Origin of the sequence: Fulvimarina pelagi HTCC2506 (genome assembly GCF_000153705.1) — a bacterium.
Classification (GTDB): Bacteria; Pseudomonadota; Alphaproteobacteria; order Rhizobiales; family Rhizobiaceae; genus Fulvimarina; species Fulvimarina pelagi.
On the sequence record NZ_DS022272.1, the window covers coordinates 2,787,161 to 2,812,542 of the forward strand.

Annotated in this window: 20 protein-coding genes and 1 other annotated feature; of the genes, 12 read left to right on the forward strand and 8 right to left on the reverse strand. The window is 61.3% G+C overall.

What is annotated here, in order from left to right; all coding sequences use genetic code 11:
• Positions 1-1,058: 1,058 nt before the first annotated feature.
• The 7 genes from FP2506_RS13105 to FP2506_RS13135 all read right to left on the reverse strand — a co-directional run bounded on the left by FP2506_RS13105 (position 1,059) and on the right by FP2506_RS13135 (position 8,076).
• The gene (locus FP2506_RS13105) at positions 1,059-1,355 is read right to left on the reverse strand and encodes a hypothetical protein (RefSeq protein WP_058371608.1); all 297 of its coding nucleotides are present in this window, start codon (positions 1,353-1,355) and stop codon (positions 1,059-1,061) included.
• A gap of 146 nt (positions 1,356-1,501) precedes the next feature.
• Positions 1,502-1,927, reverse strand: a complete 426-nt coding sequence (locus FP2506_RS13110) for a YybH family protein (RefSeq protein WP_148227567.1) — start codon at positions 1,925-1,927, stop codon at positions 1,502-1,504.
• Between the two features lie 602 nt (positions 1,928-2,529).
• Positions 2,530-2,644: a sequence feature (AL1L pseudoknot), on the forward strand.
• Between the two features lie 145 nt (positions 2,645-2,789).
• The gene (locus FP2506_RS13115) at positions 2,790-4,151 is read right to left on the reverse strand and encodes a four-carbon acid sugar kinase family protein (protein ID WP_007068000.1); all 1,362 of its coding nucleotides are present in this window, start codon (positions 4,149-4,151) and stop codon (positions 2,790-2,792) included.
• A gap of 60 nt (positions 4,152-4,211) precedes the next feature.
• Positions 4,212-5,162, reverse strand: coding sequence for an NAD-dependent epimerase/dehydratase family protein (locus FP2506_RS13120; RefSeq protein WP_007068001.1), 951 nt, complete (start codon positions 5,160-5,162; stop codon positions 4,212-4,214).
• A 33-nt stretch (positions 5,163-5,195) separates the two neighbouring features.
• The gene (locus tag FP2506_RS13125) at positions 5,196-6,488 is read right to left on the reverse strand and encodes a TRAP transporter large permease (RefSeq protein ID WP_007068002.1); all 1,293 of its coding nucleotides are present in this window, start codon (positions 6,486-6,488) and stop codon (positions 5,196-5,198) included.
• Positions 6,485-7,012 (reverse strand): TRAP transporter small permease, encoded by a 528-nt coding sequence (locus FP2506_RS13130; RefSeq protein WP_244404192.1) that lies wholly within the window; start codon positions 7,010-7,012, stop codon positions 6,485-6,487. The genes FP2506_RS13125 and FP2506_RS13130 overlap by 4 nt, the downstream gene beginning before the upstream one ends.
• A 98-nt stretch (positions 7,013-7,110) precedes the next feature.
• A complete protein-coding gene (locus FP2506_RS13135) occupies positions 7,111-8,076 on the reverse strand; it encodes a TRAP transporter substrate-binding protein (protein ID WP_148227568.1) in 966 nt (321 codons plus the stop codon).
• 157 nt (positions 8,077-8,233) lie between these two features.
• Here FP2506_RS13135 and FP2506_RS13140 point away from each other — a divergent pair, with 157 nt between their 5' ends.
• Together FP2506_RS13140 and otnC are read left to right on the forward strand one after the other, a co-directional pair.
• A complete protein-coding gene (locus FP2506_RS13140; RefSeq protein WP_007068005.1) occupies positions 8,234-8,980 on the forward strand; it encodes an FCD domain-containing protein in 747 nt (248 codons plus the stop codon).
• A gap of 133 nt (positions 8,981-9,113) precedes the next feature.
• Positions 9,114-9,764: a 3-oxo-tetronate 4-phosphate decarboxylase gene (gene otnC, locus FP2506_RS13145; protein ID WP_007068007.1), complete on the forward strand. Its 651-nt coding sequence runs from the start codon at positions 9,114-9,116 to the stop codon at positions 9,762-9,764.
• A gap of 25 nt (positions 9,765-9,789) precedes the next feature.
• Here the strand turns inward: otnC and FP2506_RS13150 are convergent, their stop codons facing one another.
• On the reverse strand, positions 9,790-11,034 hold the full coding sequence (locus tag FP2506_RS13150; RefSeq protein WP_007068008.1) for a ribulose-bisphosphate carboxylase large subunit family protein: 1,245 nt from the start codon (positions 11,032-11,034) through the stop codon (positions 9,790-9,792).
• Positions 11,035-11,799: 765 nt separating this feature from the next.
• On the opposite strand from FP2506_RS13150, the gene FP2506_RS13155 reads away from it, so the two are divergent.
• The 10 genes from FP2506_RS13155 to FP2506_RS18980 all read left to right on the forward strand — a co-directional run bounded on the left by FP2506_RS13155 (position 11,800) and on the right by FP2506_RS18980 (position 24,885).
• Positions 11,800-12,390, forward strand: a complete 591-nt coding sequence (locus FP2506_RS13155) for an ANTAR domain-containing response regulator (RefSeq protein WP_007068009.1) — start codon at positions 11,800-11,802, stop codon at positions 12,388-12,390.
• A gap of 3 nt (positions 12,391-12,393) precedes the next feature.
• Positions 12,394-13,530 (forward strand): CmpA/NrtA family ABC transporter substrate-binding protein, encoded by a 1,137-nt coding sequence (locus FP2506_RS13160; RefSeq protein WP_007068010.1) that lies wholly within the window; start codon positions 12,394-12,396, stop codon positions 13,528-13,530.
• Between the two features lie 351 nt (positions 13,531-13,881).
• Positions 13,882-15,267, forward strand: coding sequence for a CmpA/NrtA family ABC transporter substrate-binding protein (locus FP2506_RS13165; RefSeq protein ID WP_007068011.1), 1,386 nt, complete (start codon positions 13,882-13,884; stop codon positions 15,265-15,267).
• Positions 15,268-15,359: 92 nt separating this feature from the next.
• The gene (locus FP2506_RS13170) at positions 15,360-16,454 is read left to right on the forward strand and encodes an ABC transporter permease (RefSeq protein WP_007068012.1); all 1,095 of its coding nucleotides are present in this window, start codon (positions 15,360-15,362) and stop codon (positions 16,452-16,454) included.
• A 12-nt stretch (positions 16,455-16,466) separates the two neighbouring features.
• On the forward strand, positions 16,467-18,221 hold the full coding sequence (locus FP2506_RS13175; protein WP_007068013.1) for an ABC transporter ATP-binding protein: 1,755 nt from the start codon (positions 16,467-16,469) through the stop codon (positions 18,219-18,221).
• Positions 18,218-19,174 (forward strand): GAF domain-containing protein, encoded by a 957-nt coding sequence (locus FP2506_RS13180; RefSeq protein ID WP_007068014.1) that lies wholly within the window; start codon positions 18,218-18,220, stop codon positions 19,172-19,174. The genes FP2506_RS13175 and FP2506_RS13180 overlap by 4 nt, the downstream gene beginning before the upstream one ends.
• A 9-nt stretch (positions 19,175-19,183) precedes the next feature.
• A complete protein-coding gene (gene nirB / locus FP2506_RS13185; RefSeq protein WP_007068015.1) occupies positions 19,184-21,628 on the forward strand; it encodes a nitrite reductase large subunit NirB in 2,445 nt (814 codons plus the stop codon).
• Positions 21,629-21,640: 12 nt separating this feature from the next.
• Complete coding sequence (gene nirD / locus FP2506_RS13190; protein WP_007068016.1) at positions 21,641-22,000, forward strand: nitrite reductase small subunit NirD; 360 nt, start codon at positions 21,641-21,643, stop codon at positions 21,998-22,000.
• Between the two features lie 49 nt (positions 22,001-22,049).
• Positions 22,050-24,725: a nitrate reductase gene (locus tag FP2506_RS13195; protein WP_007068017.1), complete on the forward strand. Its 2,676-nt coding sequence runs from the start codon at positions 22,050-22,052 to the stop codon at positions 24,723-24,725.
• Positions 24,700-24,885 (forward strand): hypothetical protein, encoded by a 186-nt coding sequence (locus tag FP2506_RS18980; RefSeq protein WP_007068018.1) that lies wholly within the window; start codon positions 24,700-24,702, stop codon positions 24,883-24,885. Before FP2506_RS13195 ends, FP2506_RS18980 begins: the two co-directional genes overlap by 26 nt.
• The last annotated feature ends 497 nt before the right edge of the window (positions 24,886-25,382 follow it).

Below are 25,382 nucleotides of genomic sequence, written 5' to 3' on the forward strand. Positions count from 1 at the left end.
CGGAGCCGAGCGCTTTCTAAGATCTGGACTGACCCCGAGGCGCGGCCTTTTTCGTTCGATCGCTCGGATTCCCCGTCTCACCCATCCGAAGGACCGACCGCACAAGAATGCGCTTCGCGCACGACCGCGAATGCGTAAACAACTTGGCTTGCCAGGAAGGCCTTGCGGCTACAGCGGTGCCCTTAAGCCGGGTCCTGCTATTCGAAACGTCGATCCAGACTGTCGTGATCGACATGCCGGGATGTATGACACCGATGAGGCTTCTTTTGACCGGGAGCGAACCGCCGAGCCAGCAGCCAGGTTCGAGCCGGACCACCGATATATACAACTACGAAGACTAAGTGGCGGTGCTGGCAGTCAGCCGCGAACTGGTCTCTCAGCAGCTTCCCTGTTTGCAAAGGAATAACAGGGAAATGGGTGCGCTTTCATAGATTCGAGCGTAGATTGGGACGAACGCAAGCCCTTCATCGCAGGGCTGGTCACCAAAATTCCCCTATCCGGTAACAGGGAAAATTCATCGCCCGATCAAAGAGCCGCAGTTGCGCTGCAGGGAAACCAAAAATCTCGAACGATGTTGGACGGTTCTCGCGGCCGGACTTCGCAACTTTACCCCAGATTCTTGAAAAACCACGTCGCTCGTGGACGGCAGGCAAAACTGTAGCTACGCAAGCAATGAAGCGCCCCGAGACGGAGAACCTCCGTCTGGCATGGTCGACACAGGCCCGGCGGCGGACGGGGCTCATTATTTAACTGAGGCAGCCTCCCGCTGGATCGGCTTCTCAAGTGTCACGGCCAACATGGCTTCCCGAAGCCGCCCGTTTTCTTACTCAAGCTCTCTTGACCGCTTCACCTGGTCGGTTTTGAGCCTGACATACTCTTTGCGTCAGCCGATCGCATGGACGGCACTCCCTTCTGGGCCACAAACTACGGCTCTGCCAACTGGAAGGAGACATGGCATGCCCCTCGATGTACTCGGCAACCTCGCGGAGACCATTTTTCAAACTTCATGGCGTCAATGCAGTCGGCCGTGTCGTCCTGAAGCGGTGCGTGGTGCGCAATCAGATCATCGAAGTGGTGGTGCAGACCCAAGCCTGCACAATCGTCGCCGAAGCCTGCACCGGCGCTTGCAAGTTCGAAGCAAACGGACATCGGGTGGAGATCATCAGTCCGCAGTGCAGATGCCCTCGGTCCGGCGAAAGCAGAACGACAGCCACGTTGCCGAGGCGACCTGCACCGCCGCCCGGCAACTTCATATCCCGCGGGTGCCAGAGAAAACCGTCGAGCGGCAGACCGTTCAAGCCCTTCACCGCGCCCGCCAGCGAATGGTCAACCATCGCACTGCCCTGGTCAGCCAAACCCGCAACATTCTACTCGATCGCAGTCCAGCCATGCCCAAGAGCATTACCCGCGCCAGACGGCTCAATAACTATCGAGTTTGGTCGTGTGCGGGCCGCACCGTGCGGCGGCTATCGAGGGCGTCACACGGTGCGGGATCTAAATGTCAGTTGAACGTATGTAGTTTGAGCTTCAAGCTTCCATCGTCCTGTCTTTCGAATACGTGGGTCGCGATTCCGCCAATATCTGAACCATCTCCGCCCTTTGCGCTCCATCGGGAAGCTGCCACGATCTCGTCGCCGTCTTCCATGACGTTGATGACTTCCAGTTGGTGGTCCGTCACGCCATTCTGAAACAAGCCGTCGAAGAAGGATTGGACGCCCTCGGGCCCTTCTACGACGTCGTGGGTCGGAGGAAGGAAGATCGCGTCATCCGTATACGAAGCGGCCACCGCGGCTGCATCCCCGCTGTTGAACGCTTCGTTCCACTGCTGATAGGCAGCTTCAACGTCGTCGGCGCCGGCCGCGTGGGCCGTGGCACTCACCCCGATCGCGAGAGTAGCTGCGAGCATCGTTTTCGTGATGTTTTTCATTGATTCCTCCATTCCTCAATTTTTCATTCAACGATGAAGAATTATCTATAGACAGCAGGAAAAGCACCGCTTTTTCGAATAGATACGCCGAATCATACTATCCGTTCATCATTTTTCTAAAAGAGTTACCTATAGTAAGCAAACGAATTTCGAGAAGAAAGCGTCGAATCCAGTCTATGGTAGATGGCCGCTCTTCGCCGGCAATCGACGCGATAGCGTCTGCGAAACGCCACCTATTTGAATTCCCAGTCTGGTCCAAGCCACTGGTCGAGCTCGTCAGACCCGATACAGATCATTCGCCGTAACACGCCGGACGACAGGCGCGATGGCGTGCGGCCTCCTATCGCGCCGAAGTCCGCGAACGCACGGTTCGGATGGTTTTGGATCTTTGCAGAGAGCATGCCTTGGCAGTGGGAGGCGATCTAGTGGATTGCGTCGACGATCGGTTTCTCGGGCGAGACAAATCGCAACTGGGTTCGCCACGCCAAACGCGATGATCGCCTCTGTGGTGGGCCGACGAGTGAAGAGAAGTAGGAACTGGCGAAGACCCGACGGGAGAAACAAAAGCTAAACCAAACCAATGAAATTCGTCGTGAAGCGAGCGCATATTTTGTCCAGGCGCAGCTCTACCGCCGACGAAAGACATCAAGGCCTTGATCGAAAACCATCGAGGCGTCTGAAAGGTCGCGCCGATCTGCCGGGTTCTATCGATCGGCCGGTAGGCCTATCGCGAGCATTCGGTGAGAAAGGCCGACGCAGTGCGCCGATTGGATCGTGAGAAGCAAAACGAGAAACTCGGCACGGAGAGTCTGCGTGTCTTAACCGGGAAACTTGGAGTCTTGTGGCTTTTGGCCAGCTCGTTTCAGTTTCCCTTCAGGGCTTCTACGAAGAGATCCGGGCCACCTAGTTGCCCGCCCTTTAGGACCACTTGGAGCCCGTCAAAAGCCGGATCGTAGCCATGGCAACGGCAGATCGGGGCACCCTTGCCGAGCGGGTGGGCCACCTCAAGGGCCGTCACAGGAATGGTTTCCAGAACCCGGCCCGCGGTGTCTCCACCGGCGACGACGATACGACGCAGCTCCAGTCGGGGAACGAGGTCTGCGGCGAGATGCCCAAGTGCCAATCCGATGTCGTCCTGCGCCTTAGTAAAGGTAGCCCGATCGGCACCGTATTCTTTCTGCAAGTCCGCAAAGGCCGGATCATCGACAGTGCGGGCCGCGTAGACGAGGACACCTTCATGGTCTTCGAACGCGGTTCTCACCGCCGCCGCGACTCGGTCAATCTCGCCGGGAGCGTGAGCCGCATTTGCGACCGCCATGACGTCGAGCCGGATCGAGGCGAACCCTGCCTCTTCCGCTTTTTCGATCTGCTGAGCGGTCACGACCGAGCAGCTTCCCGAAAGAACAAGCAGCTTCTTGACCGACGCAACGGGCGGGAACGCCGGCGCAGACCTTGGAAGAAGACCGTCGGCGCGCCAGTGGGCGACGAGCGCGTATTGCAAGCCGGAAGACGAGGCGCTGAAGATTTTACCGTTCGCGCGCTGCCAGACGAGCCGGCCAGCTTCCTCCTGCGAGGCGTCGTGGAGAACATCAAGGAAGGCGACCGCTCCTGCGGACAAGGCCTTGTCGGCTGCCGCATCCGCGTTTCCGGACGCCATCGTTGCAACGTCGATCGAGACGATGGGCCGTTCGGTCTGTTCGGCGAGGTGCCGCGTGAGGTCGCCCTCCTTCATCGGGGTGACCGGATGACGCGACATCGTCGGATGGCGATCGATCCGGAAATGCTCGCCGCCGGTCGCGGCGAACAGATTGCCGAAGACCTGCCAGCGCCCAAGGTGAGGTGCGCCGACGATCGAGGGAGCCCAGGTCGCATCGCACACCTTGCAGCCAATATCGATCGCCTTGCCGATCGAGCCTGTTTGGGGCGAGGAATCGAAGGTCGAGCAGACCTTGTATTGGATGAGGCGGGGCTGGAGAGCCGTCAGACGCTCGAACACCGCCGGCAGATGTGTCTCCATCCAGTCGGGACTCTTGGAGCGAGCCGTCCCAGCGATGCCGACGACCGGATAGTCCTTGAACCGTTCCAAGGCCGCATCATCCGGCGTCGCGGTGAAGAGGACGGTCTTCAGTCCGGCGAGAGCCGTTACCTCCATTGCGTCTGTCGAACCGGTGAAGTCGTCACCATAGAAGGCGAGAAGAACGCCCTTCGGAAGAGCACGGGTCATGAATTCGGGTCCGATTGCCGTTGTATCTTGAGAGGCTCAGGCGGCCATGGCCGGGCTTGTCTACCGCTGTTTATTGATCCAGTCGGCATAGTCGCGCAGGCCTTCCTCGATTTCCGTGAAGCGCGGCGTGAAATTCAGGAGCTGCTTGGCCTTCGAGATGTCGAGCGGTGCGCCTCGCAAGAAATAGGAGCCGGGGCCAATCGACATGCCGTGATCACCTCCAGCGATCCGCTCCGCGGCCTGCATGATGTTACGGTGGTTGACCGCGACGCCGGAAGAAATGTTGAACGCTTCGCCGGAGACGTTTCGCGCATCGAGGAGGGCGACGATTCCCTTGGCCGTATCCCGCACATGCGTCCAGTCGAGAGCCTGGTCGCCGCCGGACGGAGAGGCGACATCCCTCAGGCCCTCCAGGGCACCGAACATCGCCCTGTAGAGTGGGTGCATGCGCGAGGGCATGCGACCGGGACCGTAGACGAAGTAGAGACGCGCATTACGCACATCGATCCCGTAGGTCTCGCCGTATTGTAGCGCGAGCGCCTCGTTGGCGACCTTGGTCGCGCCGTATAGGTCGGTCGCCTTCGCTGGCAGATCCTCGGTCTGGCCGCCGGGCAGATCGCCGTAGACCGCTCCGGAACTCAGATTCACGAATGTCCCGATTTCAAAGATACGCGCGGCCTCGAGCGCGTTGAGCATGCCGACGGTGTTGATCTGAATGTTGCGGAACGGGCGCTGGGCGAATGTCGGTCCGGCGATCACGGCGACGCCCCAGACGATCGCTTCGATTCGGCCGTGGTGCGCCCTTATCCTCTCGAACAGCGTGTGGACGTCGAGCACGTCGACCGGCTCGAATGCGAGCCTGTCGGAAACCGCCACCAGATGGTCGAGACCGAGGGCGGCGTAGTCGCCAGACCCAGCATCGAATATGACGACATCCTCGCCGCGTGCTGCGAGATCGTGCGCGACCCAGGATCCGACGTGGCCGAGGCCGCCGAAGATTGCGATGGACATTCAATTTCCTTTGATCTTGGCCGTAAGGGGCGCCTAGCGCAGCAGCACACTCGGCACGAAAGTCACCAGCCAGGGGATGAAGGTGATCAGGATCAGCGTGCCGAATAGAGGGATGTAGAAAGGCAAGATTTCCCGGATGAGCATCCCGAACCTTACGTCCGCCACCTTCTGGACGGTGAACAGCACGGTTCCTACTGGCGGGGTGATGAGACCGATCATCAGGTTGAGGATCATCACGACGCCGAAATGGATCGGGTCAATTCCGTAGGTCTGGATGAGCGGCACGACGATCGGCGTCAGCAGAAAGAGCGCAGGAACGGAATCTATGAAGCAACCGATCAGCAGGATGAATAGGTTGAGGACTATCAGAAGAACGACGACGCTCTCGATGTTAGCCGAAAGAAAATCGATAATCTGCGAGGTCACCTGATAGCGGGCAAGCACCCAGGCATAGAGGGCGGAACCGGCGATGATGACCAGGAGCGCCGCGGTGTCGACTGCCGTCTCCCTGCAGATGCGCCAGAAGCTTGAAAGGGTCAGAGTGCGATAGACCAGAGCAGCGATGAACGCGCAGTAGACAACAGCAACGGCGGACGCCTCCGTCGGCGTGAAGATGCCGGAGAGGATACCAAAGATGATGATCATGGGTGTCAGAATGGGCAGGAAGCCGGCCACCATCGCTCGTGCGAAATCGGAGAACGAAGCGCGTGTGGCAACCGGATAGCCGCGGCGGTGCGAGATGAAGGCGACGAGCCCCATCATCATCAAACCCATAAGGATGCCTGGAATAATCGATCCAAGAAACACAGCCGCAATCGAAACATTGGCGAGCGCACCGTAGATGACGGCCGGGATCGAGGGCGGGATGATCGGACCGATCGTCGCCGAACTCGCCGTCACCGCGGCACTGAAGCCCCGGTCGTAACCGTCGCGTTCCATGGCGCGGATCTGGACCGGTCCAAGCCCACCGGCATCGGCAACGGCCGATCCCGACATGCCTGCGAAGATAAAACTGGAGAGGACGTTGACGTGGCCGAGGCCGCCGCGCAGGTGGCCCACCGCCGATCGCGCGATGTTGAAGACCCGATCGGAGATTCCGGACTCGTTCATCAGCCGACCGATCAGCAGGAAGGCGGGGATGGCGAGAAGGGTGAAACTGTTGACGCCGTAGAGCGTGCGCTGGGCGACCATCTCGTAGGGCACTACGTCGAAGCCCCGGTTGAGGGCGAGGACGCATATGGACGCGCCGATCATCGCAAAGCCGACGGGAACGCCGATGAAAAGGAGAAGTAGGAGGGCGCCGAAAAGCACGAGGAAGATCGTCATGACCGGGCCTCCGAGCCGCGCTTGCCAGCGATGCGCGCGCCAATGTCGCGCAGCACGAGGAGAACGAGCAGGACGAGGCCGGTCGCCTGCACGTAATAGAGATAGGAGAACGAGATCGGCAGTGTGCTTGCTGTGACGGAACTCGTGCGCTGCGCCATGCCTACGGCGCCGTATGCGACGAGAAGCGCAATGACCGCCATTAGGATATCGGCCAGAGTTTCCAGGGCTAGGCGCGCACGGTCCGGCAGAACGTCGAGAAGGACGGTAATCCGGATCTGCGCACCGTATCGCTGGGCGATCGCGGCGCCGAAGAAGATCTCGCCGATGAAGAGAAAGCGAGACGTTTCGTCCGTCCATGGCACGCCAATCCCAAGCGCATAGCGCGACGCGACCTGGACGAACATGACGACGAGCATGCCGATGAACATTGCGACGACGAGAACGTCGAGTGTTGACCAGAATACATGGACCGCGCGGAGGAGCCCGGACGGACCGTCATCGCGTCCCTCTTGCTTGCTAACCACGACGCTTCCTCCCTCGCCGCGATGGATTGAAAGGCAGTCGCGCCAGACGTCTTCCGACGGCGCGACTGCCCGGTGTGTTCTCAACCCCCGGTCGCGTTCTAGTCGAACTGAGACATCACGTAGTCGCGGATACTCGGCGCGAAGCCTTCGGCGATCTTCTTGACCGCCGGTTCGGCCTTCGCCCGGAAGGCTTCCACATTCGGCTCGACAATCTCCATACCCTCGGCCTGAAGCTCTCCGTAGAGCTTGGATTCGTTGCCGGTGACGAGTTCGTCACCGTATGCGACCGCTTCGTCGATGGCGGTCTGGACCAACTCGCGATCTTCTTCCGAAAGGCCTTGATAAAAGTCCTCATTCATCAACCAGTGAAAGAACGAGTGCACGTGTTCGGTCTTGTTAACGTAGCTCTGAACTTCGAAAAGCTTCCCCGAATGGATGTAGTCGACTGGGTTTTCCTGCATGTCGATGACGCCGGTCTGGAGCGAGGTATAGACCTCTGGCCAGGCGATCGGGGACGGCAAGGCACCGATCTCGGTCCAGATCTGCACCCATGGTGCAATTTCCGGAACGCGCATGCGAACGCCCTGGATGTCGTCGGGTGACTCGACCCGCTCCTTCGAGGTCAGATTTCTCGGATTGCGCACGGAGAGGCCGACGAGACGGAGATTGCCCGTCGCGATCACCGCCTGGCGCAGTTCCTCGCCCGTGTCGCCTTCGTAGACCTGACGGGCTTCGTCGCTCGAATCAAAGGTGAAGGGCAGGTCGGCAGCGGCATATTGCGGTGCATAGAGGCTCATCGGCATCGAGCCGCCGAGAGCGATCTGGTACTCGCCGAAGCTTGCCCCCTCAAGATGGTCGCGTTCACCGCCAACCTCGGTTCCGAGAAGCGTCACGGTATGCTCGCCGTTGGAGCGCTCTTCGATCAGCTGCTTCAGGCGCTCGCCAACCTGGAACATCTCGTGGGTCGGCTCAACGTGGAGCGCGATCGCGATGTCCTCGGCGGAAGCGGGAAATGCGATCACAGACGCTGTGAAAGCGAGCGCGGCAATTTTGCTGTGGTTCATCGTTTCGGGTCCTCCCATGGAATTACACGCCTCCTCCGGCATGCTATTCGAGCCTGCTTGTCAGATATCTGATAAGATGGCAAGTTGATTCTTGCAGTCTCAGAGCGACCCATGTCAAGACTGGGCGCATCGGTTAGGAACAGTCACTGGAGTGTCGATGTCAGAGATTACCGGTCGTTCGCGACGGCCGATCAAACGGCGGCGCATGCACGAGGAGATGGTCGAGCTAATTTCCAACGACATTCGCGAGGGCGTCTACGCGATCGGCGACGAACTTCCTTCCGAACGCGAACTGATGGAGGAATTCGGGATCTCTCGGTTGACGGTGCGCGAGGGCGTGGCCGCGTTGGAAAGCCGAGGGTTGATCCTCACACGGCAAGGGATGCGCGCACGGGTTGCTGGACCCAAGCCCGGTTTCGTCCTCGACCGCCTCTCCGACATGGCGAAACTGTATTTGGTGGATCCGAAAGGTCTCGACGCCTTCATGGACGTGCGCGAGATCGTCGAGGTGGGGACCGCCCGCAAGGCTGCCCAACTCGCCGACGAAAAGTCGATCCGAGCACTTCAGGATGTTCTAGAGCGCAACAGTGCGGCGCGGGGCGACGTTGCAGAGTTCGGCAGGACCGATATCGAGTTCCATCGCGTGATCGCCGACATCACCGGAAATCCGATCCTCGTGAGCTTCTATCAAGCAGCAGCCGAATGGCTAGAGGAGGTCCGGTCGACCAGTCTCAAGGTTCCCGGGCAGACCCAGCGTGCTTTCGAGGCCCACGAGAAGATCTTTGCCGCGATAAAGGCCCGAGATCCGGCCGCGGCCGGTCAGGAAATGTCCGAACACCTTCTTCAGCTGGCCAGCATATATCCACCGCGCGAGCCGAACGACCTGAACGAGCCGTTGCACTGAGAGCCGCTACGGCTCTTCGACCAAGCGATATCGCAGCGCCGATCCGAGCCAACCGAGCGGATTGTCACCGCCATCCGAGCCAGTTTCCTCGTCGGCTGCGCCGATCGCTGCCACTAAAGGACGATATTAGACAATGAGCACAGACGCTTCGCTGCGTGAATCGATCTGCATCTTTGCACACTCCCTCCATGCTAGGGGACTGACGCATGGATCGACCGGAAACATCTCGGCGCGCACGGGCACTGGCGGCCTGATCGTCACACCGACGGGCTCGTCATTTCGCGACCTCGATCCTGCGAACCTCGCGATCTTCGATGCGAACGGCAACCAGATCTCGGGCGACAAGCCGACCAAGGAACTTCCGCTTCATCGCGCATTCTACGACACCCGGCACGGCTCCGGCGCCGTGGTCCACCTTCATTCGAGCCACTCCGTCGCTCTTTCAATGATGCCGGACGCGGACGAGAACAACTTCCTTCCACCGCTTACGCCCTATCCGATCATGCTTCTCGGCAAGGTTAAGCTTCTGCCCTTCTTCGTTCCGGGCGATCCCTCTATCGGCGATGCGATCCGCGGACTGGCCGGCAAGCGATCGGCCGTGATGCTCGCCAATCACGGTCCGGTGGTCTCGGGCAAGGATCTGCGAGCTGCCGTCAATGCGATCGAGGAGTTGGAAGCCGGCGCAAAGCTCGCATTGCTGACGCGCGGGCTCAACCCACGAAGGCTAACTAGCAGCGACGTCCAAAAGATTGTGAAGACGTTTGACGTGGAATGGCCAGACTGATGACGAGGAAACGGAGAAGCGCCGATCAGCTGTAGGTCTCGATGGCCTTCGAGAGCGCCGCGCTGTTCTTGGCAGCCTCCTCGAGTGGGACCCCGGCGACGGCGGCTTCCCACGCCTCGCGCAGGGAGCGAACCCCGGCCGCGACCCCCTGCGGATGGGCGACGATGCCGCCGCCGGCGGTGAATATGAGGTCGTCCGCGCCCAGGCGCTCGAACGTCGGATGGGCGGTCATCACGGTCTGACCGGAGGAAAAGACCGGCATGACGCGGTCCGGCCGGTCGGCGAACAGCGGATCGAGACAGGCCTTGGCCGATTCGATGACGCTGTCGTCGGGCTCCCAGAACTTGTTGGCGATGCCGTTCACATGCATGTGGTCGGCCCCGGCCAGCCGCCAGATCTTGTGCCAAGCCCTGTAGGACCAGCCGTTGTCGGGCGAGCGGCCGAGATAGCCCCAGCCGTTGCGATGGGCGTGGATCGGCAAAGACGAGTGGCGCCGAAGCGCGGTCAACCCGGTCGGGCCGACCGAATTGAGGCTGACCATGACGCAAGTTCCGCCGGTCTCAGCGACGAGATCGTGCCGGCGCAGCATTTCGTCGATCTCGCCGGTGAGATTGATGGCATACATCACCTTGCGACCAAGCCTGTCGGCATGCCGATCGATCACGGCCATTACGGCGCGCAAACGTTCGTCGAAAGGACAGTGCGGGCCATCCGCCTGCAGTTCGTCGTCCTTGATGAAATCGATCCCACCCTCGCAGAGGGCCTCGACGAGGCTTGCGGTCTCATCGGGATCGAGCCCGACCGACGGCTTGATGATGGTTCCGACGATGGGACCGCGGGAAACGCCCGCCACTCGCCGTGTTCCTTCAATGCCGAAGCCGGGGCCCAGGTAAGCCGTCTTAAAGCTCTCGGGTAGATGAATGTCTTGGATCTTGAGGCCGGCGACCCCTTTCAGCTCGAACAGATTGCCAGCGATAGTCGCAAGGAGGTTGGGGATCGAGGGGCCGAAATTGGTCATCGGCCAGGAGAGCCTAAGGCCGAACGAGCGCGCCCTATCCCCACCAGATGAGCCAGGAAGCACCGGAGACCCTTCGTCCTCAAATTCCTCCAGTATTTCGACAGTCGCAGCAGCACGCTCTTTCAATGCCGCGTCTTCGCCAGGGGTCGCGATAAAAGTCCCGGAAGACTGTTCGCCGGCGATCGTTTCAGCCACCTTGCGCGGATCGTCCTGCGTGCGAAGGCTGTAATCGACAGTCAGCCGCTCAACCATATGAGTTTTCCTTCGCGTGGAGACGGAACTGCATGAGAGCCCTTCAAAGCCCTTGGCGCCTCTTATTTCGGGATGGCGTCAAGTTCAACACAACCGCGGTTAGAGATCGTGGCTCCCATCAGCGGACGCAAGCGAGTAAGCGGGTGCAGTCGGTGCCCGAGGAAACTGACCAAGTATCGACGGCCAGGTAGCAAACATTATTCTCTTCACGCTCCGGTGACCATGTTGACTGATTTTTGCGCTCTAAAAAGTCTATGTTCATCAGACGTCAGTCGATTCCATAATGGCGTATCCCAACCACGCAGAGGTATTAGAGAGACTCGATTGTCCCCAATCGGGTACGATCTCAAGAGGGCTGGAAAGACCAATATGGGCGTATCCCTGCAATCCGCCGCTCGGTAATGTTGGACCGTAAGCGGAGATGCAGCAATCGAGCCTTCACTCTGAGAAACCGAACTGTCCGTTTCGGTCGTCCAGCTTAGTGCAACAGCTGAAGGTTCTTTCGAAATTGCCGCTACTCACCTTCGGAGTTGACCGGACGAGATACCGCCTCGATTGACGTCTGCTCTTAAAATTTAGGCACCAAATCCGCGAGAGAGAGAGTCGCATCGAATCATTTCCAACAAGCTCTGAGAAAGTTGATAGCGAATTACTCAGAGTTTCCGCGCGAAAGAGTGATCGCGGCGAGCGGGCTGCCTCCCATTTGCTCCTGGCGATGAAATCTATTGCATTGCAAAGTCGATACCGCTCCGCACAATAGCGGCAATGGACGCCGAACTCTCCATACTGGTTTTCGACGAGAATACCGTCCGCGCCGCGATTATCGAGGCGGGTCTGCGCGAAGCCGGTCATACTAAGGTTGCGACGGTTACGGAGCTCGTCGGCCTCGTTCGCCGGATCGAGACGCTGCAGCCTGACGTCATCGTGGTCGATCTGGAAAATCCCAATCGCGATCAGCTGGAACACTTCTTCCAGGTCTCTCGCTCGGTGAAGAAACCGATCGCTATGTTTGTCGACCGCTCCGACTCTTCGGCAATCAGGGAAGCGGTCGAGGCCGGCGTTTCTGCCTATGTCGTCGACGGACTTAGAAAGGAGCGGGTGAAACCCATCCTTGATATGGCGGTGTCCCGCTTCAACGCCGTCCATCGGTTGAACTGTGAGTTGGAACAGGCGCGCTCCCAGCTCGCCGAACGCAAGCTCATCGACAAGGCGAAGGGAATCTTGATGCGAAGGCGCGGTCTTTCGGAACCGGAAGCCTACCGCCTTCTTCAGCGCAGTGCGATGAACGAGAACCGGCGGATCGCAGACGTTGCGCGGTCCCTGATCAGCGCCTCTAGCCTATTGGGAGATCTCTGAGGAATGCCGCTTGATGTCGTTCACGCCGGATATCTCCCGCTGCTCGACAGCGCGAGCCTAGTCGTCGCGGTCCGTCTGGGCTTTGCCGAACGCTATGGCCTAGACCTGAAGCTCCATCGGGAACGATCCTGGGCAACGGTCCGAGACCGGATGAGCGTCGGACATTTCGACTGTGCGCAGATGCCGGCCCCATTGCCGATTGCGATGAGCCTGTCGCTCGGGCCGCTCAACACGGAGACCTTCGCACCGATGGTCCTCAACACGGGCGGCAACGCTGTGACGGTTGGCAATGAGGTCGCCGCAGCGTTGAAAGATGAAGCACCCACCGATCAATCCCCCGCCGCGATCGGCGCTGCGCTTCGCTTTGCCGTTGCGCGGCTCAGCGAGAGGAAGGGACGCCAAATCCGCTTCGCAGTTGTGCATCGATTTTCCTGCCACAACTACGACCTGCGCTATTGGTTGGCGGCGTGCGGCATCCGTCCGGACACCGATGTCGAGATTACCGTGGTGCCGCCTTCCCTGATGCCGGAAGCGCTTTCGAGCGGGCAGATCGACGGTTTCTCGGCGGGTGAGCCGTGGAACACCATTGCCGTGCGGAATGGCGCCGGCGCGATAGTCGCGACCAAAGCTGAAATCGCACCGAACAGCCCCGAAAAAGTCCTGGGGACGTCGAGGGCCTTCGTGGACGATCGCCGCGATGTCTGCGAACGGCTGATCAAGTGCCTTCTGGAAGCCGGACAATGGTGCGACGCGCTTGAAAATCGTCCAGCTCTCGCGGAACTGATGGCGGAGGCACGCCATGTCGCGGTCGACGAAACGCATTTGATGCCAGGCCTCACCGGCGAGCTTGAGACTGCCCCGGGCGAGCGCCGGATCGTAGGCAGCTTCTTGAGCTTCTCCTGTCAGGGCAATCGACCGGACGCCGGCTATGCCCGCTGGCTCTATCGACAGATGATGCGATGGGGGCATGGTCGGGCCGATCCCACCGCCGCTTCGATCGTCGAAAAGGTCTATCAGCCGTCGGTCTTCGGAACAGCAACCTCAGCTGATCAAGCTCCGAGCGCTGGTCCCACCGCAACATTCGAACCACTTCGCTTCAGCCTCTTCGACGATGGACGGTCGAACTTGTTGAGCAAGTGAGCAACATTGCTGCACCGCAATAAGCCTCGATGCACAAATAAATTGCACTTGCGACGTTCGAACAGAAAATTCGCAGAAACCTGTTGCGCTGCAAAAACCAAGTGCGTATGAGGAAACTCAAGTGAAGTTGTGACCACACGATTTCATTCACGGGTCGGCCTGGAGGTCGATCGACACAGGCATCCAATGGCGGGTGTCCTTCGGCAAGGCTGCCGACCTTATCGAGTGTTCGCGGAATAACGATCGATATCGTTCGCGACCGGTTTGGTCGGGCAGCCTTTTTTGTTTCACGGATCCAGTCCACCGGGCGCATTTCGAACTGCGTTCCGGCAATAGGGAAGCTTTGTCCGCATGGCATCTTTCTCATCGACCACCCGCCGTACCGTGCTCGGCCTTCTGAGCGCTACAGTTCTCTCTACCGTATCCACCAAGGCGATCGCCGAAATGGTGTTCCCGGAGAAGGCTGAATTGAAATTCGGCTTTATCAAGCTCACCGACATGGCTCCTCTCGCCATTGCCCGCGAAAAGGGCTTCTTCGAGGATGAAGGCCTCTACGTCACGCTCGAGCCCCAGGCGAACTGGAAGGTTCTTCTCGACCGGGTTATCACCGGCGAACTCGACGGTGCGCACATGCTGGCCGGCCAGCCGCTCGCGGCGACCATCGGCTACGGTACGCAAGCGCACATCGTCACCCCTTTCTCCATGGACCTCAACGGCAACGGAATCACGGTGTCGAATGCGGTCTGGGACGAGATGAAGCAGAACGTTCCGACGAACGCGGAGGGCAAGCCGGAGCATCCGATCTCGGCTTCGGCGCTGAAGCCGGTCGTCGACGGCTATAAGTCTGAGGGCAAGCCCTTCAACATGGGCATGGTGTTCCCGGTCTCGACACACAATTACGAGCTGCGCTACTGGCTTGCAGCGGGCGGCCTCAACCCCGGCTTCTATTCACCGTCCGACACATCCGGTCAGATCCAGGCCGATGTCCTCCTCTCGGTCACCCCGCCGCCGCAGATGCCGGCGACCATGGAAGCCGGTACGATCCAGGGCTACTGCGTCGGCGAGCCGTGGAACCAGCAGGCTGTCTTCAAGGGGATCGGCGTCCCGGTCATTACCGACCACGACATCTGGAAGGACAATCCGGAAAAGGTCTTCGGCATGACGGCCGAGTTCGTCGAGGAGAACCCACAGACCGCGATCGCGGTCACGAAGGCGCTGATTCGCGCCGGCAAATGGCTCGACGCCGATGATGGCGCGAACCGTCAGGAAGCCGTCGAGATCCTCTCCCGTCCCGAATATGTCGGCGCCGACGCCGAAGTCATCGCTAATTCGATGACCGGTACGTTCGAATACGAGAAGGGCGACGTCCGCCCGGCGCCGGACTTCAACATCTTCTTCGCCAAGAACGCGACCTACCCGTTCTACTCCGACGCCGTCTGGTACCTCACCCAGATGCGTCGGTGGGGCCAGATCGCGGAAGAAAAGCCGGACAGCTGGTACGACGAGACGGCAAAGAGCGTCTACAAGCCGGACATCTACATGTCGGCGGCCCAGTCGCTGATCGACGACGGCCATCTCGATGCGTCCGAGATTCCGTCGGATACGGACGGGTACAAGCCGGCCACCGCCGAGTTCATCGACGGCGTCGAATATGACGGCAAGAAGCCCAACGAGTACCTCTCGAAATTCGAGATCGGCCTCAAGGGCGAAGAGACCACCGCCAGCCTCTCGAACTGATCCCTGTTCATGATCATCGGATGCGCTGCCCGACGTTGGATGGCGCATCCGCTCTTCTTCCATCAATCGACGTAGACAGGTCCCTAAGCGACATGACTGTTGCATCCGATTTCATGGGCCACGAGCTCAGCACAGAAGAAAAGCGCGTTCTGAAGCGCGAAAAGCGCATGATGCGGATCACCCGCGCGACCGGTCCGCTGACGGCGATCGGCCTTGGCTGGTCCGTTCCGCTGATGAAGATGGCGGCGGGCGACGACCGCCGCTCTAACATGAAGATCCTCTGGAAGGGCTTCGTCGTGCCGATCCTCGGCATTCTCGGCTTTCTCGCCGTCTGGGCCGCCCTCGCCCCGACGGTGCAGACCTCGCTCGGCACTGTGCCGGGTCCCGCCCAGGTCGCAGACCAGGTCGGCTCGCTCTATGCCGATTGGGAACGGACCCAGGAAGCGAAAGCTGCCTTCTATGAGCGCCAGGAAGCGCGCAATCAGCAGATGATCGAGGCCGGCTATGCCGACCGGGTCCAGATCCGGGCTTATACCGGGGCGCCGACCTATCAGCAGCAGATCATGACCTCGCTGCAGACGGTATTTTTGGGCTTCCTGCTTGCAACCATCATAGCCGTTCCGGTCGGGATCGCATGCGGCCTCTCCTCGACCATCAACGGCGCGCTCAACCCGTTGATCCAGATCTTCAAGCCGGTCTCGCCGCTCGCCTGGCTGCCGATCGTCACGATGATCGTCTCGGCGCTCTACGTGAACGCCTCCGACGCCCTGCCGAAATCCATGGTGGTCTCGGCGATCACGGTGACTCTCTGCTCGCTCTGGCCGACCCTGATCAACACCTCGCTCGGTGTCGCCTCGATCGACAAGGATCTCGTGAACGTCGGCAAGGTGCTGCAACTCTCGACCGCCAAGACAATCACCAAGCTCGTGCTGCCCTCGGCGATGCCGCTAATCTTCACCGGGCTGCGCCTCTCGCTGGGCGTCGGCTGGATGGTGCTGATCGCCGCCGAGATGCTCGCCCAGAACCCCGGCCTCGGCAAGTTCGTCTGGGACGAGTTCCAGAACGGATCCTCCGACTCGCTCGCCCGCATCATCGTGGCGGTCATCACCATCGGCATCGTCGGTTTCATCCTCGACCGGATCATGGCCGCCCTCCAGTCCGCCTTCACCTTCTCCGGAACGCGGTAAGGAACGGGTCTCATGAGCGATACGCCCATCATCGAACTCACGAACGTCTCGAAGACCTATGGCGAGAGCGAGACCCGCGCCGACATCCTGAAGGACGTCAATCTCAACGTGGAAGAAGGCGAGTTCGTCGCGATCGTTGGCTTCTCCGGTTCCGGCAAGACGACGCTCATGTCGCTGCTTGCAGGGCTGATCCAGCCGAACACCGGCGAAGTCCTCATGAAAGGCAAGCCGGTGGAAGGCCCGGGTCCCGAACGTGGCCTCGTCTTCCAGTCCTATTCGCTGATGCCGTGGCTCTCGGTGCGCGGGAACGTGGCGCTCGCGGTCGACTCGGTCTTTTCGAAAGAATCGAAGGAAAACCGCAAGGCGCGAACCGACAAGTATATCGAGATGGTCGGCCTCTCCCATGCCGTCGATCGCAAGCCGGCAGAGCTGTCGGGCGGCATGCGCCAGCGCGTCTCGGTGGCGCGGGCGCTTGCCATGCAGCCCGAGGTCCTTCTCCTCGACGAGCCGCTCTCGGCACTCGATGCCCTGACCCGCGCGAAACTCCAGGACGAGTTCGCGGCAATCAGCCAGGTCGAGAAGAAGACGATCATTCTCATCACTAACGATGTGGACGAGGCGATCCTCCTCGCCGACCGGATCATCCCGCTCGATCCCGGCCCGAATGCGACGCTCGGACCCTCTTTCGCCGTTGATCTCGCCCGCCCGCGCGATCGCACGGCCATGAATTCCGATGACACCTTCAAGCGCCTGCGGCGCGAGGTGACGAACTATCTGATGGAAAAGGGCAAGAGCGCTCAGGACGAAGCGGGCGACGCGGTTTCGCTCCCGAACGTCATTCCGGTCGATCTCGCGGGCAAGAAGAAGCGCCAGGCTCCGGACCTACCGGAGGCTTACAAGCGGGCGTCCCATTCGCCGATCGAGAAGCGCTTCGTCGAGTTTTTCGAGGTGCGCAAAGTCTATCCGACGCCGAAGGGTCCGTTGACGGTCGTCGACGGCTTCGATCTCCAGATGGAGAAGGGAGAGTTCATCACGCTCATCGGCCATTCGGGCTGCGGTAAGTCAACGGTCCTCTCCATGGCGGCGGGCCTCACCGACATAACGACGGGCGGCATCGTGCTCAATGGTCGCGAGGTCGACGCGGCGGGGCCGGATCGCGCCGTCGTCTTTCAGGCTCCCTCACTGATGCCTTGGCTGACCGCACGCGAGAACGTCGCCCTCGGTGTCGACCGCGTCTATCCGGGTGCGAGCCCTGCCGAGCGCAAGGATGTTGTCGAGCACTATCTTCACCGGGTGGGCCTCGGCGATGCGATGCACCGCAAGGCCGTCGACCTGTCGAACGGCATGAAGCAGCGGGTCGGTATCGCTCGCGCATTCGCGCTCTCGCCGAAGCTCCTCCTCCTCGACGAGCCCTTCGGCATGCTCGACTCTCTCACGCGCTGGGATCTTCAGGACGTCCTCATGGACGTCTGGAAGCGCACCCAGGTGACGGCGGTCTGCGTAACCCATGACGTCGACGAGGCGATCCTTCTCGGCGACCGGGTGGTGATGATGACCAACGGACCGAACGCCAAGATCGGCAAGATCATGAAGGTCGACCTGCCGCGTCCGCGCACCCGAAAGGACCTGCTCGAGCACCCCGACTACTACCTCTACCGTCAGCAGCTCCTGAGCTTCCTCGAAGAATACGAGGGCGGTGCCCATCCGGAGGAGAAGGCCGAAGCGGAACCGGCCGAGGCCACGGAAAACGAGAAGGAGGCGGCATGAGCCACGCTCTTTTCATTAACGACGTCGCTTCAACCGAGACCGCTGAGCGGACCTTCGTGGAGGTCGCGGAGGTCTGGGTGCCCGAAGGCGACCGGTTGGTCTGGTCGTCCGGTAACTACGGAGCCCTCGAAGCCTTCCAGTCTGCGTCGGAAAAGCAAAGCTTCGCCAAGGGCGAGGGCCTGCCGGGCAAGGCTTGGTCTGAAACCCGTCCTGTAGTTCTCAAGGGCTTCGACGGCTCGTATTTCCTGCGCACTGATGCCGCCAGGGCGGCCGGTCTCACCAGCGCCGTCGCCGTGCCGATCTTCGCCGGCGCCAAGCTGAAGGCCGTTCTCGTCGTCCTCTGTGCCGACGACGAGGTGCGCACCGGCGCGATCGAGGTCTGGAGCGAGGAAAACGGCCTCCTGATGCTCGACGACGGTTATTATGGGGCCGCCAAGCAGTTCGAATGGGTCTCCAAGCATACCCATTTCCCGCGCGGACAAGGTCTACCCGGCGGCGTCTGGGCGGCAAGCGCCCCGATGCTGATGCGCGATCTCGGCGCCGGATACCGCTTCATCCGCGCCGAAAGTGCCGGTCAGGCGGGCCTCACCACCGGCCTAGGCCTGCCGATCGCCGTTCCTGGCGGCAAGACCTTCGTGATGACGCTGCTTTCGGCGCGCGGCACGCCGATCGCACGGCGCTTCGAACTCTGGAAAGCGCGCGGAGCTGGTCCGGACGGCGCGAAGGATGCGCTGCTCACGGATGGAATTTGTCAGCGCGACGGACCGCTCTGGGACGATGAGAAGGAAAAGACGGTCGACGCTTGGCAGGGTCCGATCGGCCAGGTGCTCGGTTCGGGAATTCCGCTTGTCAAACACGACACCGCCGCGCCGAGCGCCGGCTACCCCGCCATGGTGGCGCTGCCGCTCTACCGCGACACGGCGGTCAGCCATGTCGTCGCTTGGTACTATTGAGGAATTTTGATGCAGAAACTGGTCGTCATCGGTGCCGGCATGGCATCGGGCCGGGTCCTCGAAACCCTATTCGAGACCGACCCGAGCGCCTACGAGGTCACGCTGTTCAACGCAGAGCCCCGCGGCAACTATAACCGCATCATGCTCTCGCCGGTGCTCTCTGGCGAAAAGAGTTTTGAGGAAATCGTCACCCATGACGATGCCTGGTACGCGGGCAATCATGTAACTTGCCGGTTCGGTGAGAAGGTCGTTTCGATCGATCGCGAGAGGAAGATCGTGACCGGCAAAAACGGCGAACTAGCCTACGACAAGCTAATCATCGCCACTGGATCTTCGCCCTTCATCGTGCCAGTCGAGGGCCGTGATTTGCCTGGCGTCATCGCCTATCGCGATCTCGACGATACGAACACGATGATCGAGGTGTCCGGCGATCGCGAGGCTCGTGCGATCGTCATCGGCGGCGGGCTGCTCGGGCTGGAGGCGGCAGCTGGTCTCAGGCTGCGTGGGATGGAGGTCACAGTCCTCCATCTCTCCGGGCACCTGATGGAGCGCCAGCTCGACGAGGCGGCGGGCTTCCTCCTGCGCAAGGATCTTGAAAAGCGGGGCATCGAGGTGATGACGAAGGCCTCGACCCAGAAGATCCTCGGTACCGACAAGGTCGAGGGCGTCGAACTCGCCGACGGCACCGTGCTGAAAGCCGATCTCGTCGTCATGGCCGTCGGCATCCGCCCGTCGGTCGAGATCGCGAAGCAAGCCGGTCTCGCGGTGAACCGCGCGATCGCCGTCAACGCACAGATGCAGACGTCGGACCCCGATATCTACGCCGTCGGCGAGTGCGTCGAATACAACGGCACGCTGTTCGGCCTCGTCGCGCCGCTCTACGAGCAGGCGAAGGTGCTGGCGAAGAGCCTGCTCGGCGAGAACGACGCCTTCGTCGTCAAGGAGCTGTCGACCAAGCTCAAGGTCACCGGGTGCGATCTCTTCTCCGCAGGCGATTTCGCGGAAGGCGAGATCCGCGAGGACGTCGTCCTGCGCGATCCGGCGCTCGGCATCTACAAGCGTCTCGTCATCGAGAACGACCGGCTGATCGGCGCGGTCATGTATGGCGACACGTCGGATTCCAACTGGTTCTTCGATCTCATCCGCGACAAGACGCCGATCGCGGAGATGCGTGACACGCTGATTTTCGGGCCCGCCTATCAGGGAGGGTCCCCCCTGGACCCTATGGCGGCCGTTGCAGCCTTGCCGGATGATGCGGAAATCTGCGGCTGCAACGGCGTTTGCAAGGTAAAGATTACGGGCGCGATCACGGCCAAGGGCCTCACCTCGCTCGACGAGGTGCGCGCCCACACCAAGGCGTCGTCCTCCTGCGGCACCTGCACCGGTCTCGTCGAACAGCTGATGAGCCTGACGCTGGGCGATGCGTTCGATCCGAACGCGGTCAAGCCCATGTGCGGCTGCACGGCGCTCAGCCACGACGACGTCCGCCGCCTGATCAAGGCGAAGGAGCTGAAGTCGATCCCGGAGGTCCAGCAGGAGCTTCAGTGGTCGACGCCGAACGGCTGCGCGAAATGCCGCCCGGCGCTGAACTACTATCTCGTCGCCGACTGGCCGGACGAATATGCCGACGACTACCAGTCCCGCTTCATCAACGAGCGTGTCCACGCCAACATCCAGAAGGACGGCACCTATTCGGTGGTCCCGCGCATGTGGGGCGGCGTCACGTCGTCGAAGGAACTGCGCGCGATCGCCGACGTGGTCGACAAGTTCGAGATCCCGACGGTGAAGGTCACGGGTGGCCAGCGGATCGACATGCTCGGCATCAGGAAGGAAGACCTGCCCGCCGTCTGGGCCGATCTCGGCCAGGCGGGCTTCGTCTCCGGCCAGGCCTACGCCAAGGGTCTCAGAACGGTGAAGACCTGCGTTGGCACCGACTGGTGCCGCTTCGGCACGCAGGATTCGACCGGCCTCGGCATCCGCATCGAGAAGTTCATGTGGGGCTCATGGACGCCGGCAAAGCTGAAGATGGCGGTCTCGGGCTGCCCGCGCAATTGCGCCGAGGCGACTTGCAAGGATATCGGAATCATCTGCGTCGATTCCGGCTTCGACATTCATTTCGCCGGTGCCGCCGGTCTCGACATCAAGGGCACCGAGATCCTCGGCCACGTGGATACCGACGACGAGGTTCTCGAGCATGTCGTGGCCTTGGCGCAAATGTATCGCGAGCAGGGTCATTACCTCGAGCGCATCTACAAATGGGCCAAGCGCATCGGCCTCGACGAGATCCGCCGCCAGATCATGAAGGATCACGCGGCGCGGCGAGCCTATTACGAGCGCTTCGTGTTCTCCCAGAAATTCGCCCAGATCGATCCATGGTCGGAGCGCGTCTCCGGCAAGGACAAGCACGAGTTCCAGCCGATGGCGGAACTCGAATTCGCCCAAGCCGCCGAGTAAGGATTCTCCGAGATGACCATGATCGACAGACCCTGGATCGGCATCGGGCGCATCGAGGATATCCCGCAGCTTGGTGCGCGCCGGATTGAGGCCGGGTACATGACGATCGGCCTCTTCCGTACTGCCGGCGACGAGGTCTTCGCAATTGAGGACAAATGCCCGCATAAGGGCGGGCCGCTCAGCCAGGGCATCGTCCACGATGGCTGCGTGACCTGCCCGCTCCACAACATGGTGATCTCGCTGACGACCGGCGAAACCCAAGGGCCCGACGAGGGCACGGTCCGCACGTTCCGAACCCGGATTCAAGACGGCGAGATCCAGCTGAGCGGCGAGGATCTCGCGGCGGCTGCGAACGCAGTGCGGGCAGCGTAAGTCGGTGGCGTCCCGATGAGGCGATAACAGCGTTCCGAAGGACGACCCGATGAAGCACGCCAACGAGATCGGCCGGACGGTCAGAACCACGTGCGCCTATTGCGGCGTTGGCTGCGGCGTGCTTGCGACCCCAGAGGGGAACGGACTGGTCAAGATCTCAGGCGATCCGAACCATCCAGCGAACTATGGTCGGCTCTGCTCCAAGGGGTCGGCGCTCGGTGAGACGCTCGGCCTCGAAGAGCGTGTACTTCATCCGATGATTGGCGGAGCGCGTGCCGATTGGGAGAACGCGCTCGATCTGGTCGCATCCAGGTTCACGGCGGCAATCGAAGAGCACGGCCCAGACTCGGTCGCGTTTTACCTTTCCGGCCAGCTTCTGACGGAAGACTATTACGTCGCGAACAAGCTGATGAAGGGCTTCATCGGCTCGGCCAATATCGACACCAATTCGCGGCTCTGCATGGCCTCGTCGGTCGCCGGCCACAAGCGCGCCTTCGGTTCCGATACGGTGCCGGGTACCTACGAGGATCTCGAAAAAGCCGATCTCGTTGTCCTCACCGGGTCGAACCTCGCCTGGTGCCATCCGGTGATCTTCCAACGCATCGCCGCCGCCAAGGCAGAACGACCCGAGATGTCGATCGTCGTGATCGATCCGAGGCGGACCGCCACCTGCGAGATCGCTGACATGCACCTTGCGATCCGCGCCGATGGGGATGTCGCGCTGTTCTCTGGCCTCCTCAATGCGCTCGCCGAAAATGGTGCAATCGACTGCGATTATATCGGCCAGCACACGGAAGGCTTCGTGGATGCTATGCGCGAGTCGCGCTCGATGCGACTCCGCCATGTGAGCGAGCGCACGGGGCTGGGTCCGGAGGAAATTCGCGCTTTCTACGAACTCTTCAAGCGCAACAAGAAGGTCGTCACGGTCTACAGTCAGGGCGTGAATCAGTCCGCGAGCGGTACCGACAAGGTGAACGCGATCATCAACTGCCATCTGGCAACCGGTCGCATCGGTCGTCCCGGCATGGGGCCGTTCTCGGTGACCGGCCAGCCCAATGCCATGGGCGGGCGGGAGGTCGGCGGGCTCTCCAACATGCTCGCCGCGCATATGGAACTTGGAAACGCCGAGGATCGGGCGCGGGTCAAGTCGTTCTGGAACGCGCCGCGGATTGCCGAAAAGTCCGGCTTCAAGGCTGTCGAGCTCTTCGAGGCGGCGGCGGACGGCAAGATCAAGGCGCTTTGGATTGCCGGCACCAATCCTGTCGTCTCGATGCCGGACGCAGATGCAGTGAAGCGCGCGCTCGAAGCCTGCCCGTTCGTCGTCGTCTCCGACGTCATCGCCGAGACCGACACGACGCCCTTCGCAGACGTGCTGTTGCCTGCCGCCGCCTGGGGCGAGAAGAACGGCACGGTGACGAATTCCGAGCGCCGCATCTCGCGGCAGCGTCCTTTCCTGCCGTTGCCCGGCGAGGCGCGGCCCGATTGGACGATCTTTGCCGACGTCGCGAGGCGCATGGGCTTTGCCGGATTCGACTATCGCTCGGCGTCGGAGGTCTTCGACGAGCACGCCCGGCTCTCAGGTGTCGAGAACGATGGCGCGCGAGACTTCGACATCGGTGGTCTGGCCGGGCTTTCGGAAGCCGAATACGACTTGATGGCGCCGGTGCAGTGGCCACTGCCGGCCGGACGCGTCGCAAGGGAGACCCGCTTCTTCGCCAAAGGCGGCTTCTATCACGGGGATAGACGCGCGCGCTTCGTCGCCGTCAAACCGCCGAAGCCGGAGGAGACCGCTGACTTCACTCTCAACACCGGTAGAGTGCGCGATCACTGGCACACCATGACGCGAACGGGGCTCTCGGCGCGGCTTTCGGCGCACATCGCCGAGCCCTTCGCCGAGATCCATCCCGCGGACGCCGAACGGCTGGGGATTGCCGCGGCGGACCTCGTGGAGGTCGCCTCGCCCCAGGGCAGTGCCGTGGTGCGGGCGCTCATCACCGATCGCCAGCGACCGGGCAACGTCTTCGTGGCGATGCATTGGACATCCCGCTATGCGCCCTCCGCGCGCATTGGAGCGGTGGCCCATAGCGCGACCGATCGGGCGTCGGGCCAGCCCGCACTGAAATCGACTGCCGCCACCGTCAAGCGTTTCGAGGCGGCCTGGCATGGATTTGCAATTTTGACCTCTCGCCCTGATCTCGATGCGATCGGGCGGCACGCGGCTTATACGGCCACTGCTCGGACCGAGGGCGGCTGGCGGCTCGAACTCGCGGGGGCCAATCCGTTGGGCGATGCGAAAGCCTTCGCGCTCGCGCTCTTCGGAGAACCGGAGGCCGATATCGTCGGCTACCGCGATGCACGCGCCGGTACCGAGCGTTTCGCAGTGTTCTTCGCGGAAAAGTTGCTGGGTGCGCTCTATCTCTCGCCACAGCCGGTCGCCGTTTCGCGCAACTGGGCGGTCGCGCAGCTCGGTCTGACTGATGGCGCAGTCGGGAGCCGAGCCGAGCTTCTCGCAGGCCGCGGTCCGGCGGACCGGCCGGACCCCGGACCGATCGTCTGCTCCTGCTTCGCGGTCGGCGTAAACCAGATTTCGGCTCTCGTCGTGTCGGGGGAAGCGGTGAGCGTCGAGGCGGTCGGCAAGGCGCTCAATGCCGGCTCCAATTGCGGCTCGTGCCGAAGCGAGATCAAGGGGATCATCGAGAATGTCCGTGTCAAAGTTCCCGGTTGAAGTTGGTGCCGAGCAGGGCCTCGAAACGCCGAAGCGGTCTCGGCGCATGGGTGCGCTCGCGACGCTCCCGGTGTTCTTCGATCTCAAGGGCAAGCGGGTCGTCATCACCGGCGGCGGAGCGGGGGCAGCCTGGAAGGCCGAATTGCTGGCTGCAGCCTGAGCCTCGGTCGATCTGTACGTTCCAGCGGAAGACCTCGATCCGGAAATGAGCGCGCTTCTGGCAAGTCCGCCAGCGTCCGGTTCGATCACGCGTCACGACCGGCCTTGGTCGATGGACATCTTCGAAGGCATGAAGCCGGCGATCGCGTGGGCGATTTCGAGACCATGGCCGAGCCACGGGCGTTCCAACGGTCGGGGTTGGGACACTAATGCTGACGATGGATAAGACTAAATTTGTCATCATCGATAAGAACGGCGGTAGCGCTGTCGTCACTCAGGCTGACATTATGCAGTCGAACGGCGTAGTGCATATCTTAGGATTAACGCGATCGCGGCGACATCGTCTAAATGTTCCCCCTGCGACGTATGGAGTAGTTTAAAAGAAGCAAGAATTTTGGACTGGTAAACGTCGTCCCATTTGGCGAAATTCGGGGGAGATTATAGCGGTTTCACTGCAAGACTTTGCGTCTCAGGGGACAAGGCCGGCCATCGTCGCCA

What these genes read in the sequence shown, in the direction of transcription:
- FP2506_RS13110 (WP_148227567.1), bottom strand. Translation starts at nt 1,927, where the DNA reads ATGAAAAACATCACGAAAACGATGCTCGCAGCTACTCTCGCGATCGGG.
- FP2506_RS13165 (WP_007068011.1), top strand. Translation starts at nt 13,882, where the DNA reads ATGGCATCTTTCTCATCGACCACCCGCCGTACCGTGCTCGGCCTTCTG.
- FP2506_RS13170 (WP_007068012.1), top strand. Translation starts at nt 15,360, where the DNA reads ATGACTGTTGCATCCGATTTCATGGGCCACGAGCTCAGCACAGAAGAA.
- FP2506_RS13135 (WP_148227568.1), bottom strand. Translation starts at nt 8,076, where the DNA reads ATGAACCACAGCAAAATTGCCGCGCTCGCTTTCACAGCGTCTGTGATC.
- FP2506_RS13150 (WP_007068008.1), bottom strand. Translation starts at nt 11,034, where the DNA reads ATGGTTGAGCGGCTGACTGTCGATTACAGCCTTCGCACGCAGGACGAT.
- FP2506_RS13180 (WP_007068014.1), top strand. Translation starts at nt 18,218, where the DNA reads ATGAGCCACGCTCTTTTCATTAACGACGTCGCTTCAACCGAGACCGCT.
- FP2506_RS13175 (WP_007068013.1), top strand. Translation starts at nt 16,467, where the DNA reads ATGAGCGATACGCCCATCATCGAACTCACGAACGTCTCGAAGACCTAT.
- FP2506_RS13125 (WP_007068002.1), bottom strand. Translation starts at nt 6,488, where the DNA reads ATGACGATCTTCCTCGTGCTTTTCGGCGCCCTCCTACTTCTCCTTTTC.
- otnC (WP_007068007.1), top strand. Translation starts at nt 9,114, where the DNA reads ATGAGCACAGACGCTTCGCTGCGTGAATCGATCTGCATCTTTGCACAC.
- FP2506_RS13115 (WP_007068000.1), bottom strand. Translation starts at nt 4,151, where the DNA reads ATGACCCGTGCTCTTCCGAAGGGCGTTCTTCTCGCCTTCTATGGTGAC.
- FP2506_RS13155 (WP_007068009.1), top strand. Translation starts at nt 11,800, where the DNA reads ATGGACGCCGAACTCTCCATACTGGTTTTCGACGAGAATACCGTCCGC.
- nirD (WP_007068016.1), top strand. Translation starts at nt 21,641, where the DNA reads ATGACCATGATCGACAGACCCTGGATCGGCATCGGGCGCATCGAGGAT.
- FP2506_RS13160 (WP_007068010.1), top strand. Translation starts at nt 12,394, where the DNA reads ATGCCGCTTGATGTCGTTCACGCCGGATATCTCCCGCTGCTCGACAGC.
- FP2506_RS18980 (WP_007068018.1), top strand. Translation starts at nt 24,700, where the DNA reads ATGTCCGTGTCAAAGTTCCCGGTTGAAGTTGGTGCCGAGCAGGGCCTC.
- FP2506_RS13195 (WP_007068017.1), top strand. Translation starts at nt 22,050, where the DNA reads ATGAAGCACGCCAACGAGATCGGCCGGACGGTCAGAACCACGTGCGCC.
- nirB (WP_007068015.1), top strand. Translation starts at nt 19,184, where the DNA reads ATGCAGAAACTGGTCGTCATCGGTGCCGGCATGGCATCGGGCCGGGTC.
- FP2506_RS13120 (WP_007068001.1), bottom strand. Translation starts at nt 5,162, where the DNA reads ATGTCCATCGCAATCTTCGGCGGCCTCGGCCACGTCGGATCCTGGGTC.
- FP2506_RS13140 (WP_007068005.1), top strand. Translation starts at nt 8,234, where the DNA reads ATGTCAGAGATTACCGGTCGTTCGCGACGGCCGATCAAACGGCGGCGC.